Raw genomic sequence first — 18,611 nt, forward strand, 5'->3', positions numbered from 1 at the left:
GCCGGGCGCGGTGCCGCGTGGCGGCTATGCGTCAGGGGGCCCACACGCTGGAGAGCACGCGCATGGCGTTGCCGCCGGCGACAGCCTGGATCTCGCTGTCGCTGTAGCCGCGCTGCACCAGCCCGCGGATCAGGTTGCGAGTGGACTCCGCGGGGTTCTCGCAGCCACGCACGAAGGGGATGTCGTCGGGGCCGGGGGGTAGCGACGGATCGACGGCCTCGCGACCGAAGAGCGGCCCGAAGGTGCGGTGCCAGGCGAGGTGGTCACCGAAGTTGGTGTCGGGACCTAGCGCCACGTGCTCGGGGCCGACCAGTTCCAGGCAGTACTCGAGGTGGGCCAGCACGGAGTCGATGTCGTGTCCGGGCACCGTGCGCGCGCGGGTGGTGTTGGGGGCGGCCTCGATGCCGATGTAGCCACCGGAGTCGGCCACCGCGCGGATCACGTCGTCGGGCTTCATACGCGGCGTGGGCTGGAGGGCCCGAGCCCCGGCGTGCGTCACGACGACGGGTGCGGCGCTGGCGCGCACGGCGTCGAGGCAGGTCTGGTCACCGGCGTGCGAGACGTCGACGACCATGCCCAGCTCGTTCATCCGGCGCACGGCGCGGCGGCCCAGCGCGGTCAACGGACCGTTGCCGGTCTCGGCGAGGCCGGAGCCGAGCTGGTTGCTCTCGCTGTAGACGACTCCGAGCAGGCGTACGCCCAGCCCGTAGAGCACGTCGAGCCGGTCGAGGTCGTTGCCGATGCACGTCGCGGACTCCAAGGTGGCCACTACCCCGACCTGGTCGGGCTGGGTGTCCTCGAGGTCGCGGAGGCGCTCGATCGGGCGTACGAGGGACTGATGGGACCAGTCGGCGCGCCGCATGGCGAGGTCGCTGACGGCGTCGTCCCAATCGAAGGGGGTGTGCGAGCGGATCATGCTGACCGCCGCCGGCCCGCCGTCGAAGAACAGGTCGACCCCGGAGCGCGCTATGCCCTCGTAGGGCGTGTGCTCGCGACCGCTGCGGCGGTACTCGGCGAAGCGCGCCGGGTCGGCGGGACGCATCGAGAGGTGGTCGTGCACGGAGACGACCGTGGTGCCCGCCTCCAGCTCGGCGGCACGCCGCTCGACCTCGTCGGGCCAGGCCACCGCCGCCTCGGGGACGCGGCCCACGACGGCGGCGAACTCGAACTGGGGGATCTCCGGCGCCGGTGCGAGGTATTCATAGGGTCGGTATCCGCCCCAGCGCTCCAGGCGGGCACGGGTGCGGTCGTCGTGGGAGCTCACAGCACCTTCTCCAGGAATGTTCGGCCCCGTTGCGTGGCCGGGCGCGCGAAGAACTGTCGGGGCGAGGACTGCTCGAGCACGGCACCGTGGTCCATGAGCACGATGCGGTCGGCGACGTCGCGGGCGAAGCCCATCTCGTGGGTCACCAGGATCATCGTCATGCCCTCGGCGGCGAGGTCGCGCATGACCGTCAACACCTCGTCGACCATCTCGGGGTCCAGCGCGGAGGTCGGCTCGTCGAAGAGCATGACCTTCGGGCGCATCGCCAGGGCCCGCGCGATCGCGACCCGCTGCTGCTGGCCACCGGAGAGGGTCTCGGGGTAGGCCTCCATCTTGTCGGCCAGCCCGACCCGCGCCAGCAGGTCGCCGGCTCGCTCGTCGGCCTCGCGTCGTGACAGCCCGAGCACCGAGCGCGGGGCCTCGACGAGGTTCTGCCGCACGGTCATGTGGGCGAAGAGGTTGAAGCCCTGGAAGACCATCCCGACGGCGGCCCGCTGGGCCGCGAGCTCGGCCGCGCCGACCTCGACGAGGGCGCCGTTGCGGGCGGCGTAGCCCAGCGGCACGCCGTCGATGACGCACAGCCCGGCGTCGGGTGTCTCTAGACGGTTCAGGCAGCGCAGCAGGGTGCTCTTGCCAGACCCCGACGGACCGATGACGCACACCGTCTCGCCCGGGGCGACATCGAGGTCGACGCCGTGCAGCACCCGGTGGCCGCCGAAGCTCTTGACCAGGCCGCGCGCGGAGACGATCGGGTCCGGGGAGTCCGGGGAGTCCGCGCCGGAGGGGTCGGCGGGCTTGATCAGGGAGTACGAGGTGGTCACAGCGCTCCCTCCTCGGTCGGCGCCGCGATGCGGTGCGAGCGGTCGCCCAGGCGCCGCTCCAGCCAGGACTGCGCCAGGCTCAGCACACCGGTGATCACCATGTACCAGATCGACACGACCACCAGCAGCGGGATGGTCCGGTAGTTGGCGGCGTAGATGAGCTGCGCCGAGTACAGCAGGTCGGCCAGTGCGATGACCGAGACCAGAGAGGTCGCCTTGAGCAGGGAGATCACCTGGTTGCCGAGGGAGGGGATGACGATGCGGAAGGCCTGCGGCCAGACCACTCGACGAAACGTGCGCCACGGGCTCAGGCCGAGGGCGGCGGCCGCCTCACGCTGCCCGGTGGGCACCGCGGCGAAGCCGCCGCGGACGATCTCGGCGAGGTAGGCGGTCTCGTGCAGCGTCAGCCCGATGAGCGCCGCCGTCAGGGGGCCGATGACCTCGTTGGTCGACACCCCGCCCACTGTGCCGAGGCCAGGGAAGCCGAGGCCGAGGGTCGGGAAGAGGGCGGCGAGGTTGTACCAGAACAGCAGCTGGACCAGCATCGGGATGGCACGGAAGACCCAGATGAAGGCGGTGGCGGCGCCGGCCGCGGCACGCACCGAGCTCATCCGCAGCGCGGCCACGCCGACGCCGAGCACGATCGCCATCGCCATGGAGGCCAGAGTCATGCCGACGCTGACCAGGACACCGGTCAGGATCCGGCTGTCGAAGAGGTAGGGGCCGACGAGGCGCCACTCGAATCCGGGGGTGAGGGCCGCGCCCACCACCATCCAGGCGAGCACCAGCACCACGACGACGTTCACGGCCACGATCCAGAGTCGTCGACGCCCCCGGCGCGGCATCGCGTGCAAGACATCGAGCCGGCTCGCGGCTGAGCTGATGATGGTCATGCTCGTCACCTCCTTCCCTGATGATGGCCGCGATGCTAGGAACGGCGATCGAGGGGGCGCTAGGACATTGACCGAATGTGGTCAATGCGACGTAGGTGCCACGACGCGCCCTGAGATCGCCGGCGGGTCGTGGGCGTCCGTAGCATCGCCGCGTGGGTAGACGCAGCGCGGAGACCGATCCCTCCCGCCCGGGTAGGGGGTCGTCGGATGCGACGGCGCACGTGGTGCTCGAGGCCGATGCCGCCGGCGGGGTGACCGTGGTCGTCGACGAGACGCCGCAGTCACACGTGCGGCTCGACGACCCGTCGCACCTGGAGTTCGGCTACATCCGGCACCTCGCGCTGCTGCTCGGTACCCGGGTGCCAGCCGCGCCCGCGCCACTGGGGGTCACCCACGTCGGCGGCGCGGCGATGACGCTGGCGCGGTGGGTGCAGCACACGCGACCAGGCTCGCCCCAGATCGTGTTCGAGCCGGACGCCGCCCTCACCGACCTCGTGCGCGCCGAGCTGCCACTGCCGCGCGGCCACCGCATCAGGGTGCGCCCGGTCGACGGCCTGGCTGGCACGGCGGCGCTGCGCCCCGAGTCGGCCGATGCGGTCGTGCTCGACGCCTACGCGAGCGGGTCGGTGCCGTCCGAGCTCACGACGCCGGACTACCTGGGCGACGTCGCCCGCGTGCTGCGCCCGACCGGCGTGCTGGGCATCAACCTCGCCACCGCGTCGGGGCTCGTGCCTCGCGTGCTGGCCGGTCTGCTCGCGATCGAGGCCTATGTCGACCTCGCGGTGATCGGTCCACGCGAGGTGCTGCGCGGCCGCCCGGGCAACGTGGTCGTCGCCGCGGCGCGCGACGCCCTCGACGCGGGCGCCCTGCGTGCCGCGATGTCGCGTGAGCCGTTGCCGAGCGAGGTGCGACACGGTGCCGAGGTGGCCCGGCTGGCCGGTGCGGCGAGCCCCGCGCCTGGCCGGCGGTGAGCAGGCAACCGAACCGACGGCTCGGGCTCAAGGCGACCCTGCAACACCTCGGCGAGGAGCGGCGCCGGTGCCTCAGCGAGCCCCGGCCCGCAGGAACGAGCCCATCCGCTCGACGCCCAGGGCGGGGTCGGCCACGCCGGCGCGGAAGGCCACGTGGCCGTTGACCATGACCAACGGCACGCATGCGTCGTTGCGGTTGACCATGCGCTCGAGTCCGCCGTACACCTCGACCGGCGCCTCGTGGTACTCCTCGAGGGTGTCGTCGAGGCGCTCGGGGTCGACGACGACGAGGTCGGCCCGGTCGCCCTCGCGCAGGAAGCCGGCGTCGATGTCGTACCACTCGCCGAGCTCACCGGTGAGCCGGTGCACGGCGTGCTCGACGCTCATGAACGGCGTACCGGCCTTCTCGGAGGTGTACACGTGCCTCAGCAGTCGCAGCCCGCAGTTGTAGAACGCCATGTTGCGCAGGTGGGCGCCGGCGTCGGAGAAGCCCATCTGCACGCCCGGTGAGACGGCCAGCTCCTTGAGCACCTCGGGCCGGTGGTTGGAGATGGTGGTGCGCCAGCGCAGCTTCTCGCCCCACTCGACGACGAGGTCGAGGAACGCGTCGACCGGGTGCAGGCCACCGCGATCGACGCCGACCTGGCCGAAGCTCTTGCCGACGACGCTGTCGTCGGGGCACTCGACGATCTCGGCGTCGAAGAAGTCGCGGTGCCACACGCGCGGGCCGTACTTCGACTCGTAGTCCTTGCGGAACCGGCGGCGGTACTCCTCGTCGCGCAGCAGCACGTTGCGCTCGAGCTCGGTGCGCAGGTGCAGCGCCTCGGCACCGGAGCCGAACTCCTCGAAGATCACCAGTGAGATGCCGTCGGCGTACACCTCGAACGGCACCGGCAGGTGCTGCCAGCGGAAGTCGGCACCGAAGCGGTTCACGGCCTTCGCGAGTGGGCCCATGATCTTCACGGCGGCGGTGTTGGCCTTGATGTCGGCGGCCGAGAGCAGGCTGGTCTTCAGGTGCGGACGCCCGATGCCGAGTGAGGTCACCACCTGGCTCAGCACCGACGCGGGGTTCTTGATGTCCGGGCCGGACTGGAGCACGCGCCCGGTGCGGCGCAGGATCGCCTGGAGCGTGCGCAGCTCGTGCGCCGTGGCGTAGGTCGAGGGCAGCGTGCGCGAGCGGCACACCTCGCCGTCGAGCTTGTCGAAGAGCAGCTGTTGCGAGCTCATGCCGACGAACCCGGCCTCGAGGCACTCGGCGAGCATCTGCTCCATGCGGACCAGCTCGCGCCGCGACGACTTCACCGACTTCGTGGTGGCTCGCGGCAGGCTCATCGTGGCTGCGCGCATGTCGGAGTGGCCGATGAAGGCGGTGACGTTGGGGCCGAGCGGACGCCGCTCGATGGCGGCGATGTACTCCTCGGGCCCGCTCCAGCCCTCCTCGCTCTCCAGCGCATCGAGCACGTGGGCCCGCGGGATCGCCTCGACCCGGCCGAAGATGTCGCCGGCGTCCTCGGGGGAGCAGTAGACCGTCGACAGCGAGCAGGAGCCCATCATGATCGTGGTGACGCCGTGCCGCAGCGACTCCCCGAGGGCGGGCGCGCCCAGCACCTCGATGTCGTAGTGGGTGTGGATGTCGACGATGCCCGGCATCACCCACTGCCCGGTGGCGTCGACCACCTCGGCGCCGGTGGTGTCCAACGCCTCGGCGCTCACCGCCACCACGCGGCCGTCGCGGATGCCGATGTCGCGCACGGACGACGCCCCGCCCGTGCCGTCGAAGTGCCGTCCGCCGGTGATGACGGTGTCGAAGCCGGTCATGGTGACCTCCGGGTGCTGCCAGATGTGACGGGTGTCGCATCCCAGCGTCGCACCGCATTGGACACCTGTCCAGCGTCGTCCGGACCCGCCCCGACGGTGCTCGAGGTCGGTGGCGTCAGTCGAAGATGCTGTCGCGCTTGCCCAGGAGCATCAGCGCGTACTTCTTCCAGAAGACCCCGGCTGGCGGACCGCCGTTGCACGGACCGGCCGAGCCCCCGGGCTCGCTGATCCAGGCCGTGCGGTCGAGTCTCGGCCCGGCCACGATGCGAGGCGGCGCGCCGAGGCGCATGTGGTCGGGGTTGCACCAGTCGGTCGGGATCTTCTGCGGGTTGCCGTTGACCGCCGTGCCCACGAGGTAGTGGGTGCCGTCGACGCCGCGCGACTCCAGGCGTCGTCCGACGGCGGTCGCGTAGTGGCGCGAGTCGCGGGTCGAGGCGTAGCTCATGACGTTGACCGAGTACCCGCGAGCCATCCCGACGCCGGCGGCCTTCAGGCGGCGCGCCATCCGCCAGGGCGGCACCCAGCCGACATGCCCGGCGTCGACGTAGGCCCACACGCCGTGACTCGCGAGAGCGCGCACGGCGTGCCGCACCAGGCGCAGCCGGCCGTGGGTCTGCCCGGGACAGTTGTCCATGAGCCCCAGCGCATCGGGCTCGACGACGGCGACCGCGTGGGTGCCCGCGAGGCCGCGGGCGATCCGAGTCGTCCACGTGCGGTACTGGCGAGGGCTCCAGCCGCCGGCGGAGTAGCCGCCGCAGTCACGGTGGGGGATGCCGTAGAGGGAGACGAGCGGGATCCGGTCGTGCGCCGCGGCGCGGTCGGCGTACCGGCTCACCTGGCGACGCACGGTGCCCAGCGGGAAGTACTCCGGGCTGAGCCAGTAGGCGGTCGGCTGGTCGCCGATCGGCCGGAACACCGGCTTGTCGCGGCTGATGGAGTAGGCCTGGCTGTCGGTGTTGACCTTGAACGGCAGCCGCAGCCGTGGATCCGTGCCCGAGGCGGTCGCCTGGCCCGGTGCGACCACCGCGGTGAGGGCCGAGAGCACCGTGGTGAGCATGAGCCCGGCCACGACGACCGGCGCGGTCGGCAGGGTAGGGCGATAGCGGCGTCCCGAGATACGCATGCTCCTGAGGGTAGGGGCGCTGATGCCGTGCCGAGGATCTGCCGTGGATTTCTTTACGCCAGGGTGACGAACCTCATCGAGGATCGAGTCGCGCAGCCCGAGCAGCATGAGGGCGTACTCGGGCCAGAAGGTGCCGGCGGGCGGTCCGCCGAGGCGCCCGTCGTCGGGGTCGCACCCCGGGTGCCGGGGGAGGCATGCGACCACGGTGGGGCGCCGATTCCCCGCTCGTCCCGATCATGCGGCGAGGGGTATTCGTCGATGTCCGGTGGGCGGCCGCGAGCCACTATTCTCGGGCCGTGACGAGCGAGGCTGCGACCCAGCGCGAGGCGCGCGAGCAGGGCCCTGCGGGCGACCCTCCCGTCGTGCCGCACTCCCCGCTCGAGGATGTGCTCGGGGTGCTCATCGGCACCTACGTCGTGTCGTTCGGCGTCGCCGTACTCGGCGGCGCCGGCGCGGTCACGGGTGGCACGGCCGGCCTCTCGCTGCTGGTGGCCTATGTGCTCGACGTACCGTTCGGGCCGGTGTTCGCTCTGGTGAACCTGCCGTTCTTCGTGCTCGCATGGTTCCGCAAGGGGACCTCGTTCACCGTGCGCAGCGCGGTGTCGGTGGCCCTGGTCTCGGGGTTCGCGACGCTGCACGACCACCTGCTCACGCTGCCCGATCTCGCGCCGCTCTACGCCGTGCTCACCGCCGACCTGCTCATCGGCATCGGCCTGCTCATCGTGTTCCGGCACGGCTCGAGCCTCGGGGGCTTCAATGTCGTGGCGCTGCTGGCCCAGGAGCGATTCGGCTGGCGCGCGGGGTACGTGCAGATGGGCATGGACGTCGTGGTGGTGCTCGCCGCGTTCGCCGTCGCGGCGCCGCTCATCGTGCTCGTCTCGGCGCTGGGCGCCTTGGTGCTCAACCAGGTGCTCGCCCTCAACCACCGCCCGGGCCGCTACCTCGGCGCCTGACCCGCCTCCGGGCCAGGGGTCAAGGCGTCGGGAGCGCGGATGCGATGCCGCCGCGCACCTCGCCGAGCCCGATGCGGCCACCGCCGGTACCGGGTGCGGTGTAGCGCAGCACGACCTCGTCGCCGTCGGCGAGGAACGCCGACTCCTCGCCCCAGCCGAGCTCGAGCAGGCAGCCGCGCTGGCCGGGCTCCGGGCCGCTGATGGTGCCGGAGCCGAAGAGGTCGCCGGTGCGCAGGCTGGCGCCGTTGACGGTGAGGTGGGCCAGCATCTGCGCGGGCGACCAGTACATCGTGCGGTAGGCCGGCCGGCTCACGACGCGACCGTTGACCTCGATCTCGACGTCGAGGTCGAGCCCGCGGGTGGCGCCGGGCGCGAGGTAGGGCAACGGCTCGGGATCCTGGGGCGGCGGGTCGACCCAGGCGGCGTCGAGCGCGGCGAGCGGGGTGACCCAGTGCGAGATCGACGTGGCGAAGGACTTGCCGAGGAACGGACCGAGCGGTTGGTACTCCCAGGCCTGGATGTCGCGCGCCGACCAGTCGTTGAGTCCGACGACGCCGAACACGTGCTCGGCGAACGCGCTGCACGGCACGGGCGTGCCGAGCGTGGATCCCACGCCGACCACGAAGCCCAGCTCGGCCTCGACGTCGAGCCGGGCCGACGGGCCGAACGTGCCGCCGCGTCGTTGCCCGCTCGGCCGCCTGATGGGAGTGCCCGAGGCGACGACCGTGCCGGCGCGGCCGTGGTAGCCGACCGGCAGGTGCTTCCAGTTCGCCAGCAGCGGCTCGCCGTCGGGGCGCAGGATGCGGCCGACGTTGGTGGCGTGATGCTCGGAGGCGTAGAAGTCGACGTAGTCGGCCACCTCGATCGGCAGCGACAACGTGACCTCGGTCAGGGGCACCAGGTGCGGCTCCACCAGCGGCCGCTCGTCGGCCTGCGTGAGGAGGCCCACGATCCAGCGACGCAGCGCGGCCACGAGCTCGGGGCCGTAGCCCATGAGCTCGTTGAGCGAGGGCTGCTGGAAGGTGCGTGACACCTCGAGCATCTGCGCCGCGGCGATCGGGGCGAGGTCGAGCACGTGGTCGCCGATGCGCACCCCGACCCGCGGCTCCTCCTCGCCTCGCGCGAACACGCCGTAGGGCAGGTGATCGAGGTCGAAGAGCGAACCCGTGGCGCCGGGCACCCAGGTGGTGGGCTCCCCGTGCTGCTCAGGCACGGCGTCCGGCCCAGGTCCAGGCATAGGCCGGATCCTCCACCGCGAGCCCGCCCTCGCCCAGCTCCAGCGGCGCGAACGTGTCGACCATGACCGCGGACTCGTCGAAGGACTCCGCCCCCAACGATGCCTCGATCGCGTCGGGTTGCGGACCGTGCGCGTAGCCGCCGGGGTGCAGCGAGATCGAGCCCAGACCGATGCCCGAGCCCTTGCGGGCCTCGTAGTCGCCGGCGACGTAGAACATGACCTCGTCGCTGTCGACGTTGGAGTGGTAGTAGGGCACCGGGATCGCCAGCTCGTGGTAGTCGACCTTGCGAGGCAGGAAGTTGCAGACCACGAAGTTGCGACCCTCGAACACCTGGTGCACGGGCGGCGGCTGGTGCACCTTGCCGGTGATCGGCATGTAGTCGTCGAGGTTGAAGGTGTAGGGGTAGAGGCAGCCGTCCCAGCCCACGACGTCGAATGGGTGCGTCGCATAGGTCATCGCCGTGCCGACGACGCCCGTGCCGATGCGGTGCTTGACCAACACCTCGACGTCGACCTCGCCCGTCTGCCGCTCGACGAGCTCGGCCAGGGAGTGCGGGCCGTGCAGGTCACGTTCGCAGTACGGCGCGTGCTCGAGCAGCTGACCGTGCTGGGAGAGATAGCGCCGCGGTGGCCCGACGTGACTGTTCGCCTCGATGGCGTAGAGCCGGCTCGGCTCGGCGGGCACCCACCGGTGGGTCGTCGCCCGCGGGATCACCACATAGTCGCCGGCCCGGTAGTCGAGCACGCCGAAGACCGTCTCGACGCTGCCCGAGCCGGCCTCGACGAAGACGCACTCGTCGCCGATCGCGTTGCGGTAGTACGGCGAGGGGCCGGCATCGGTGCCGCCGGTGACGACGTACCCGATGCGCACGTCGGCGTTGCCGAGCACGAGACGCCGATCGGTGACGGCGTCCGGACCGGTCTCGAGATCGTGCAGCCGCAGGTGTCGCGGCTTCAGCGGGTGGTTCGGGGCGCGGGTCTGGTCGGGCAGCACCCACACCTCGCTCGCCACGATCGCCGACGGCACCCCGCGGTGGTAGAGCAGCGAGGAGTCCGAGGAGAAGCCCTCCTCGCCCATCAGCTCCTCACGGAGCAGCCGGCCCTCGACGTCTCGCAGCTGGGTGTGCCGCTTCGCCGGCACCTCTCCGACGCATCGGTAGTACGGCATGGGCGCCTCCTTCTCCTCGACGTCGGCTCAGAAGTTGCCGCGGCGGTCCTGCTCGCGCTCGATGGCCTCGAAGAGGGCCTTGAAGTTGCCCTTGCCGAAACCCAGCGAGCCGTGCCGCTCGATGAGCTCGAAGAACACGGTGGGCCGGTCGCCGGTGGGGCGGGTGAAGATCTGCAGCAGGTAGCCGTCCTCGTCGCGGTCGACGAGGATGCCGCGGGCCTGGAGCTCCTCGATCGGCACCCGCACCTCGCCGATGCGGGCGCGCAGCTCGGCGTCCTCGTAGTAGGAGTCGGGCGTGGGCAGGAACTCCACGCCCTCGGCGCGCATCCGGTCGACGGTGAGCAGGATGTCGTTCGTGGCCAATGCGAGGTGCTGCGCGCCAGGCCCGCCGTAGAACTCCAGGTACTCGTCGATCTGCGACTTCTTGCGCGCCACGGCCGGCTCGTTGAGCGGGAACTTCACCCGGTGGTTGCCGTTCGCGACGACCTTCGACATGAGTGCGGAGTAGTCGGTGGCGATGTCGTCGCCGATGAACTCGGCCATGTTCGTGAAGCCCATGACGCGGCGGTAGAAGTCGACCCACTCGTCCATGCGGCCGAGCTCGACGTTGCCGACGACGTGGTCGAGGGCCTGGAACAGCCGCTTCGGAGCGCCGGGCCGCCGCTGGAGCGTCGAGGTGCGAGCCACGTAGCCGGGCAGGTACGGCCCGTCGTAGCGCGAGCGGTCGACCAGCGTGTGCCGGGTCTCGCCGTAGGTGGCGATGGCGCCGATGCGCACCGTGCCGTGCTCGTCGGTGACGTCGTGGGCCTCCTCGATCACCGTGGCCCCCTGCGCCCGGGCGTGCTCGAGGCAGCGGTCGACGTCGGGCACCTCGAGAGCGATGTCGGTGATGCCGTCGCCGTGCCGGGCGTGATGGGCGATGACCGGGCTGTCCGGGGCCACGCCGCCGTTCACCACGAACCGCACCGCACCGCTGGTCAGCACGAACGAGGCGTGGTCGCGCAGGCCGGTCTCGGGGCCGGCGTAGGCCACGAGCTCCATGCCGAACGCGCTGGCGAAGAAGTGCGCGGTCTGGGTCGCGTTGCCGACCGCCCACACCACGGCGTCCCACCCGGTCACCGGGAACGGGTCGGCGGCGTCGTCGTGCTCGACGAGCCCGACGAGCTGCTTGAGAGTGTCGAGGTCGAGCTCGGCGAGACGCTCCTCGTCGGTCAGGGTCTGCTCCAGGGTCATGGCGCTCAGGGTGCTCGCTCGCCGTCGGCTCGACAACCGCGCTACTCATGGCTGGGCAGACTGGCTCGTCCTGCGTACCAATGCGCGCTCGGACTAGACAAAGTGACCAGAAGCACGCCTAGGGTGGAACCCGTGGACGCCGCATCGCGAGGGCAGCGCCTCGACGCGCTCGACGTGGCGCTGGTCGAGCACGTGCGCGCGCACCCACGTGTCGGCGACCTGGAGCTCTCCCGGCTGCTGGGCGTGGCCCGGGCGACCGTGCAGAGCCGACTCGCGCGGCTCCAGGAGAGCGGCGTGATCGCCGGTTGGGGCCCCGACATCGATCTGCGCGCGGCCGGGCTGCCGGTGCAGGCGTTCGTGAGTCTCGAGATCTCCCAGGGTGCGCTGGAGCGGGTCGAGGAGGATCTGGTCGCCATGCCGCAGATCCTGGAGGCCTATGTGACCACCGGCTCCTCCGACGTGCTGTGCCGGGTCGTGGCGAGTTCGCACGAGGGCCTCCAGGACGCCCTCATCACCCTCAACCACTCGCCGTCCATCGTGCGCTCCACGAGCGTGATGGTGCTGACCGAGCTCGTGCGCCCGCGCCCCGAGGCGCTCCTCGCCACCGTCGCCTCGGCCGACGCGCCCCGGGTACCGGCCTTCCGACGTCCCACCGATCGGGCCGATGCGGCCGATGCGACCGATGAGGCAGGAGACTGACCCGTGCTGCTCGACCTCCAGCTCGACGCCGCCCCCGACCTCGCCTCCGACCGCGCGGTCGAACTCGTGGCCACCGGCGCCGACGGACTGTTCACCTTCGAGGGTCCGCACGACGTGTTCACACCCCTGGTGCTGGCCAGCCAGGCGGTGCGCACCGACCTCATGACCAACGTCGCGATCGCACTGCCCCGCAGCCCCCTGCACCTGGCGCACCAGGCCTACGACCTCCAGCTGCTCAGCCGCGGCCGGTTCCGGCTGGGGCTGGGCTCGCAGATCCGTCCGCACATCGAGAACCGCTACGGCTCCACCTGGAGCCGCCCCGCGGCCCGGATGCGCGAGTGGGTGCTGGCCACGAAGACGATCCTGACCGCCTGGCAGGACGGCGCCCGGCTCGACTTCCGCGGCGAGTTCACGCGGCACACCCTCATGCCGCCCACGTTCGTGCCCGGCCCGAACCCGTACGGCGTGCCACCGGTGCTGCTCGGGGCGCTCGGCCCGGTGATGACCCGCACCGCGGCCGAGGTCGCCGACGGACTGCTCGTGATGCCCTTCCACAGCCACCGGCACCTACGCGAGCGCACGCTGCCGGCCGTGGCCGAGGGGCTCGATCGAGGCGGGCGCGACCAGGTCGACCTCTTCCCCCAGGCCATCGTGGCGCTGGGGCGCACCCCCGCCGAGGTCGAGCAGGCGACGGTCGGGGTGCGGGGTCTGGTGGCGTTCTACGGCTCCACACCGGCCTACGCCTCGGTGCTGGAGATCGAGGGGCACGGCGATCTCCAGCCCCGGCTCAACGCGCTGTCGAAGACCGGCGACGTCGCCACGATGATGGATCTGGTCGATGACGACCTGCTGCGCAGCATCGCGATCGTCGGCACCCCGGTCGAGGTCGCCGCCGAGATCGGCCGCCGCTTCGGCGACCTCGCCGACCGGGTCTGCTGCTACTTCCCCGGCTCCACCCACCCCCCGGACCTGCTCGCCGACCTCGCCACCGCCGTCCACGCACTGGCGTAGCCGCGGGGTGGTCACTCCTGATCGCCCGAGGGGTCGATGGCGCGCCGGGACGGTTGCCGGGTGACCGGCCGTGCGGTTGGGTCGTGCCCGTGACCGACCTCGGCGGCCCCGTGAGGCGTGAGCGACGGGCCGTGAGCGACGACGCGGCGGCGCGGCACGAGCGGGCGCGCTCGCGTGAGGAGCGCCGGCGTCAGGGCGTCTACTACACGCCCGAGCCGCTGGTGGCGCACCTGCTCGACACAGCGCTGGAGCCCGCGCTCGACGATCTGCTGGCCGGGCTCGCCCCCGACGAGGCGCACCAGCGGCTCCTGACCGTCCGGGTGTGCGACCCCACCTGCGGTGCGGGCCGAGTGCTGCTCGGCGCGGCGCACCGGCTCGCCGCGCGGTTGACGGCGCTGCGCGGCACCGGTGGAGACGACGCTCGCCGAGCGGCGCTGGCCGAGGTGGCGGGCTGCCTGCACGGCGCCGATGTCGACCCCGACGCCCTGGCCGTGCTGCGTGCGAGCCTCGCCGAGCTGGCCGGGCCCGCCGCGGCCGAGGCGACCCACCTCGCGCACGCCGACGCCCTGCTCGACCCCGACGCGCTGGTGGGCGGGTACCACGTGGTGGTCGGCAACCCGCCCTTCTTGACCCCCCTCGCGGCGCGCAGCGCGCTGACCCGCGAGGACGCCGCACGTGTCCGCTGCTGGGCCGGCGAGGCCCTCGCGCCCTACACCGACATCTCGGCCCTGTTCGTGCTGCGCGGCCTCGACCTGCTCGCCCCCGGCGGCCGGCTGGCGTTGGTGCAACCGCAGTCGGTCCTGGCGGCGCGTGACGCCGCCGGCGTGCGAGCCGCCGTGACGTCGCGGGCCGCGGTCACCGACTTCTGGGCCAGTGACCAGGCGGTCTTCGAGGACGCCCGGGTGCGCGCCTGCGTGCTGACCCTGCACCGCGACGCCGTGCAGGGACGAGTACGCCACCACCCGGGCGAGGAGACCACGCCGCTGCCGGAGGGCGAGTGGGGTGCGCTGCTGGCGCCGTCCCTCGGGATGCCCCGGGTGAGCGCGAGGGTGGCCGGTCGGCTGGGCGACCTGGCGTCGTGCGCCGCCGACTTCCGCGACCAGTACTACGGGATCGTCGACCACGTGCGCGAGGTCGACCCGGCCGCGGTGCCACCCGACCACGCCCCTCTCGTGACGAGCGGACTGCTCGACGCGGCGGTCTGCCACTGGGGCACGCGCCCGGTCCGCTTCGCACGCCGCACGTGGACCGCGCCCGCGGTCGACCTCACGACCCTGGGCGCGGCGGACCCGAAGCTGGCGGCGTGGGCGAAACGGCGTCGGGTGCCGAAGATCCTGCTGGCCACCCAGGGGCGGGTGCTCGAGGCGGCAGCGGACGCCGAGGGCACCTGGCTGCCGTCGGTCCCGGTGATCAGCGTGGTGCCGCACGACAGCGAGCGGATCTGGCACGTGCTCGCCGTGCTGCTCGCGCCGCCGATCACCGCGATGGCCGCGGCTCGCTATGCCGGCACTGCGCTCACGCCCGGGTCGCTCAAACTGAGCGCCCGCCAGGTCGCGGACCTGCCGTTGCCCGCCCACCGGGAGAGGTGGGACGCCGCCGCCGAGGCCGTGCGAAGGTGGCACTTCGCCCCGTCGGGTGACGACCGTCACACGCCACTCGACGTCACCGAAGCCGCCCGGCGGGGTTGTGAGGCATACGGGCTCGAGCGCTCAGAGGCCGCCGCGGTGACGCGGTGGTGGCTGGACCGGGTCACCCCACGCACCTGACGGAGAACGAGATGGCCACCGACGAAGCGACACCCGCCAAGAAGGCGACCGCGAAGAAGGCGACCGCGAGGAAGGCGACCGCCAAGAAGGCACCGGCCACGAACGTGCAGCCGCCGCGGGCCGAGGACGTGCTGGTCGAGGTCGAGGCGGCGGTCGACGCCGAGGTCGAGGCCCAGAAGAGCCAGGGGCTCGACCCGGTGCTGGCGGCGTACCGGCTGCTGCGGGCCTACTTCCGGCACGAGCTCACCGGCTCCGAGCACGTACCCGCGGGCGGCGCGCTCTTGGTGTCGAACCACTCCGGCGGGTTCATGGCCATGGATCTCCCGCTCATCGCCAGTGGCCTGGCCTCCGGCCTGGGCGTCAAGCGACGCATCGTCACCCTGGCGCACACCGCGATCTTCGCCGGCCCGTGGGGCGCGATGTTCGCCAAGCTCGGCCTGATCGAGGCGACCCGGGAGGCCGCCCACGAGGCCCTGACCTCCGGCGAGCTCACGCTGGTCTTCCCCGGTGGCGTCCACGACGTGCTGCGGCCGACCCGCGACGCGAACGTCATCGACTTCGCCGGCCGCATCGGGTACGTCCGCACGGCACTCGAGGCCGGCGTGCCCATCGTGCCCGTCGTGAGCATCGGCGGTCAGGAGACCCAGCTCTTCCTCACGCGCGGTGAGCCCATCGCCGAGCTGCTGCGGCTCGACAAACTCCTGCGGGCCCGCGCCTTCCCGATCTCGATCGGCTTCCCGTTCGGCATCAGCATCGGCACCCCGATCAACATCCCGCTGCCGGCCAAGATCAAGACGCGGATCTTGGAGCCGGTCGACCCGGCCGCCTTCGAGAGTCCCGAGGAGACCGACGTCGAGGTCCGGCGCCGCATGCAAGAGGCCATCGACGAGATGGCCGATGAGCGTCGGTTCCCGTTCCTGGGCTGAGCCGATGCCCGCACCCGAGCGCCTCGGCGGCCGCGACTCGCTGCTGCTGCACCTGGAGACGCCCGACGTTCCGATGCACACGCTCAAGATCCTGGTGCTCGACTCCACGCAGCGCGGGCGAGCGGTGAGCCGGGAGGACATCCGCGCGGCCGTCGAGCCACGGCTCGGTCTGGTGCCGTGGACGACGCGACGCCTGGTCGAACGGCGCTGGTTCGGTGCCCGACCGTTCCTGGTCGACGACGCCGACTTCGACCTCGACGCGCATCTCGGCGAGGTCGACCTCGCGGACGCCGAGCCGGGCTGGCGCGATCTCGACGAGGTGTGCGCCCGTCTGGCCGAGCAGCACCTGCCCCGCGACCGCCCGTTGTGGGCGCTCACCCTCGTGCACGGTCTCGACGGGGGGCGTCAGGCGGTGATCGCCCGGGTGCACCACGCGGTGATGGACGGTCTGGCGGCGGCGAACCTCTTCTCCGCGCTGACGGGCGAGAGCAGCGGCGACGTGCCGCCCGCAGCGGCGGCCCCGCGTCCGTCGTCCACCCCGGGCCAGGCCGCCCTGGCGGTCGGGGTGCTGCGGTCATGGGGTCCGCGCCTGCGACTGCTGCCGGTGATCGGCCGGGAGCGGCGCGCTTCGCGACGGGCGGAGCAGCCGAGCCCGGATGACGCCGCCTCGGTGCCCCGCCCGCTGCGCGCGCGCCGCAGCAGCCTCAACGGCCGGGGTGAGGCCTCGCGGGTGTGCGCGTCGAGCCGACTCGACCTCGGCGCGGTGCGAGGGATCTCCCAGGCCACCGGCGGCACGGTCACCGGGGTGCTGCACGGGGTGCTCGCGGGAGCGGTGCGAGCCGAGCTGCTCGCTCGCGGTGAGCGGGTCGAGGCGCCACTGGTGGCGACCTTCGGTGTGGCCGAGGACGTCGCCGACCCCCGGCTGGGCGGCAACGCCATCGCCGAGACCCACGTGCACCTGCATGCCGAGCTCTCCGACCCGGTGGCGCGGCTGGAGGCGACGGCGCGCAGCATGCGCGTCTCGGTCGGGCAGCGCCGGTCGGCGGGGTTCGCCCGGACCGAGTTCCTCGCCGGACTCGCGCCGCGAGTCGCCTCGCGACTGCGAGCACTCGCCGCGCCGCGCAGCCCGGTCGTGCTCAACCACGTGACGACCGCCAGCCTCCGCGGCCCCTCGGAGCACCGCTGGCTCGGCGACGTCGAGGTGGTGGGGTTCTTCTCCCAGTCCCTGGCTGTCGCCCCGGCCGACGTCAATCTCACCGCGTACAGCTACGGGGGCGAGATGTATCTCGGGCTCATCGGGACGCCGCGCACCATGGTCGACCCGGCGAGGTTCCTGCGGCGGATGGGCGAGGCCCTGGTCGAGCTCGACGAGGCCATCCGCGGGCGCAGGGGAGTCCTGAGGGGTGAGGAAAGCCCTTCCCAATAAGCGAAGTCGTGTGATCCTGGTGACATGACCAGACCGTCGGGACTGCTGCCCGGTGCCCTGCACGCTGCTGCCTCCGTGGTGACCCACCCCACGCGCACCCTCCTCGATCTGTCGGTGGCGACCTCCCGGCTGCCGGTGGTGGGCCCGGTGTTCAAGCCCCTGGGCAGCCTGACGGCCATCACCCTCTTCGCCGCACGGGTCGCGCCGGAGTACATCTCCGACATGCGCGCCCCCCATGTCGACCTGCGGCGCCCGCCGGCGGCCGAGAAGCCCAAGCCCGACAAGGTGCGCGACCGCGCCCTGAGCGAGCTCGCGCTCCAGCGCGCCGTCGGCGACCTCGAGCCCACGCCCGAGGCGGCCGCCCGTGCCGCCGAGCGGCCCGTGCGCTGCCGCAACCGCCGCACCGCCCGTGCGGTGCTGCGCAACGAGCCCTACACCGATCTGCCCCGCGGGCCCCGTCTCGACGTGTGGGCCGATGAGTCCGCTCGCGCCGGCGAGCGGCGTCCGGTCCTGCTGTTCATCCCGGGCGGCGGCTGGATCTTCGGCATGCGCCAGGGTCAGGGCGGTGCCCTGCTCAAGCATCTCTCGGAGGCCGGCTGGGTCTGCGTCACCATCGACTACCGCTCCGCGCCCCACGACCGGTGGCCGGCCCACATCATCGACGCCAAGCGCGCCGTGGCCTGGATCCGCGAGAACATCGCCGAGTACGGCGGTGACCCCGAGTCCGTCGCCGTGGCCGGCGGCAGCGCAGGCGGTCACATCGCCTCGCTGCTGGGCCTGACGCCCAACAACCCGCGCTTCCAGCCCGGCTTCGAGGACGTCGACACCACCGTGCGCGCCGTCGTCGGCCTCTACGGTCGTTACGACTGGGAGAGCCGCGACACCCTCGAGCGCAAGCGCCTCATGGGCTTCATCGAGCACGTGGTCGTCGGCACCGCGCTCGAGGACGACCCGCAGCTGTACCGCGACTCCTCGCCGATCCACCTGGCAGCCGCCGATGCACCACCGTTCCTGGTCGTGCACGGTGACTCCGACTCGATCATCCCCGTCGAGCAGGGCCGCGACTTCGCCGTCCGGCTGGCCGAGGTCTCCGACCAGGTCGTGCGCTACGCCGAGCTGCCCGGTGCCGGCCACGCCTACGACGTGCTCGACGCCGAGCGTGCGCGCGCCACCGCCCGCGCCGTCGAGCAGTTCCTCGCGGCCGTGCAGACGTCTGCGACGGCCGTGCCGCTCACCGTGGTCGGCGGCGCCTCGGCGGTCTGAACCCAGGCTCCGCGATCTCCCAGAGGCTCCCGCGGGCCC

Annotated in this window: 16 protein-coding genes; 8 read left to right on the forward strand and 8 right to left on the reverse strand. The window is 72.3% G+C overall.

Translation table 11 applies throughout. From position 1 onward, the window contains the following. Positions 1 to 31: 31 nt before the first annotated feature. The 3 genes from ISG29_RS17320 to ISG29_RS17330 form a co-directional block, all read right to left on the reverse strand. On the reverse strand, positions 32 to 1,264 hold the full coding sequence (locus ISG29_RS17320; RefSeq protein ID WP_194504718.1) for a dipeptidase: 1,233 nt from the start codon (positions 1,262 to 1,264) through the stop codon (positions 32 to 34). After that, a complete protein-coding gene (locus ISG29_RS17325) occupies positions 1,261 to 2,013 on the reverse strand; it encodes an amino acid ABC transporter ATP-binding protein (protein ID WP_194504804.1) in 753 nt (250 codons plus the stop codon). The genes ISG29_RS17320 and ISG29_RS17325 overlap by 4 nt, the downstream gene beginning before the upstream one ends. A gap of 68 nt (positions 2,014 to 2,081) precedes the next feature. After that, positions 2,082 to 2,978, reverse strand: a complete 897-nt coding sequence (locus ISG29_RS17330; RefSeq protein ID WP_194504719.1) for an amino acid ABC transporter permease — start codon at positions 2,976 to 2,978, stop codon at positions 2,082 to 2,084. A gap of 152 nt (positions 2,979 to 3,130) precedes the next feature. Between ISG29_RS17330 and ISG29_RS17335 the strand changes: the two genes are divergently transcribed. After that, complete coding sequence (locus tag ISG29_RS17335) at positions 3,131 to 3,949, forward strand: spermidine synthase (RefSeq protein ID WP_194504720.1); 819 nt, start codon at positions 3,131 to 3,133, stop codon at positions 3,947 to 3,949. Between the two features lie 72 nt (positions 3,950 to 4,021). Here the strand turns inward: ISG29_RS17335 and ISG29_RS17340 are convergent, their stop codons facing one another. Then, positions 4,022 to 5,767 (reverse strand): N-acyl-D-amino-acid deacylase family protein, encoded by a 1,746-nt coding sequence (locus tag ISG29_RS17340; RefSeq protein WP_194504721.1) that lies wholly within the window; start codon positions 5,765 to 5,767, stop codon positions 4,022 to 4,024. 115 nt (positions 5,768 to 5,882) lie between these two features. Beyond that, positions 5,883 to 6,890, reverse strand: a complete 1,008-nt coding sequence (locus ISG29_RS17345) for a glycoside hydrolase family 6 protein (RefSeq protein ID WP_194504722.1) — start codon at positions 6,888 to 6,890, stop codon at positions 5,883 to 5,885. A 296-nt stretch (positions 6,891 to 7,186) separates the two neighbouring features. On the opposite strand from ISG29_RS17345, the gene ISG29_RS17350 reads away from it, so the two are divergent. Further along, positions 7,187 to 7,843 carry a YitT family protein gene (locus ISG29_RS17350; protein ID WP_328829659.1) on the forward strand — a complete coding sequence of 219 codons (657 nt, stop codon included), beginning with the start codon at positions 7,187 to 7,189 and terminating at the stop codon, positions 7,841 to 7,843. 19 nt (positions 7,844 to 7,862) lie between these two features. Here ISG29_RS17350 and fahA read toward each other — a convergent pair whose 3' ends face one another. Genes fahA through hppD form a run of 3 tightly spaced genes read right to left on the reverse strand, consistent with a single transcriptional unit; the run spans position 7,863 to position 11,481 of the window. Next, positions 7,863 to 9,080 carry a fumarylacetoacetase gene (gene fahA / locus ISG29_RS17355; RefSeq protein WP_194504724.1) on the reverse strand — a complete coding sequence of 406 codons (1,218 nt, stop codon included), beginning with the start codon at positions 9,078 to 9,080 and terminating at the stop codon, positions 7,863 to 7,865. Further along, positions 9,049 to 10,248, reverse strand: a complete 1,200-nt coding sequence (locus ISG29_RS17360) for a homogentisate 1,2-dioxygenase (protein WP_194504725.1) — start codon at positions 10,246 to 10,248, stop codon at positions 9,049 to 9,051. Before ISG29_RS17360 ends, fahA begins: the two co-directional genes overlap by 32 nt. A gap of 27 nt (positions 10,249 to 10,275) precedes the next feature. After that, positions 10,276 to 11,481: a 4-hydroxyphenylpyruvate dioxygenase gene (hppD, locus tag ISG29_RS17365; protein WP_194504726.1), complete on the reverse strand. Its 1,206-nt coding sequence runs from the start codon at positions 11,479 to 11,481 to the stop codon at positions 10,276 to 10,278. A gap of 132 nt (positions 11,482 to 11,613) precedes the next feature. On the opposite strand from hppD, the gene ISG29_RS17370 reads away from it, so the two are divergent. From ISG29_RS17370 to ISG29_RS17395, 6 genes are all read left to right on the forward strand, one after another. Beyond that, complete coding sequence (locus ISG29_RS17370) at positions 11,614 to 12,180, forward strand: Lrp/AsnC family transcriptional regulator (RefSeq protein ID WP_194504727.1); 567 nt, start codon at positions 11,614 to 11,616, stop codon at positions 12,178 to 12,180. Between the two features lie 3 nt (positions 12,181 to 12,183). Further along, the gene (locus ISG29_RS17375) at positions 12,184 to 13,191 is read left to right on the forward strand and encodes a TIGR03617 family F420-dependent LLM class oxidoreductase (protein ID WP_194504728.1); all 1,008 of its coding nucleotides are present in this window, start codon (positions 12,184 to 12,186) and stop codon (positions 13,189 to 13,191) included. Between the two features lie 131 nt (positions 13,192 to 13,322). Then, entirely contained in the window at positions 13,323 to 14,957 is a 1,635-nt protein-coding gene (locus ISG29_RS17380; protein WP_194504729.1) for an HsdM family class I SAM-dependent methyltransferase, read from the forward strand. Between the two features lie 11 nt (positions 14,958 to 14,968). Beyond that, entirely contained in the window at positions 14,969 to 15,883 is a 915-nt protein-coding gene (locus ISG29_RS17385; protein WP_207793296.1) for a lysophospholipid acyltransferase family protein, read from the forward strand. Between the two features lie 4 nt (positions 15,884 to 15,887). After that, entirely contained in the window at positions 15,888 to 17,309 is a 1,422-nt protein-coding gene (locus ISG29_RS17390; protein WP_194504730.1) for a wax ester/triacylglycerol synthase domain-containing protein, read from the forward strand. 24 nt (positions 17,310 to 17,333) lie between these two features. Next, on the forward strand, positions 17,334 to 18,572 hold the full coding sequence (locus ISG29_RS17395; protein WP_194504731.1) for an alpha/beta hydrolase: 1,239 nt from the start codon (positions 17,334 to 17,336) through the stop codon (positions 18,570 to 18,572). Positions 18,573 to 18,611: the final 39 nt, after the last annotated feature.

Origin of the sequence: Nocardioides acrostichi (assembly GCF_015319165.1) — a bacterium.
In the GTDB taxonomy this organism is placed as follows: domain Bacteria; phylum Actinomycetota; class Actinomycetes; order Propionibacteriales; family Nocardioidaceae; genus Nocardioides; species Nocardioides acrostichi.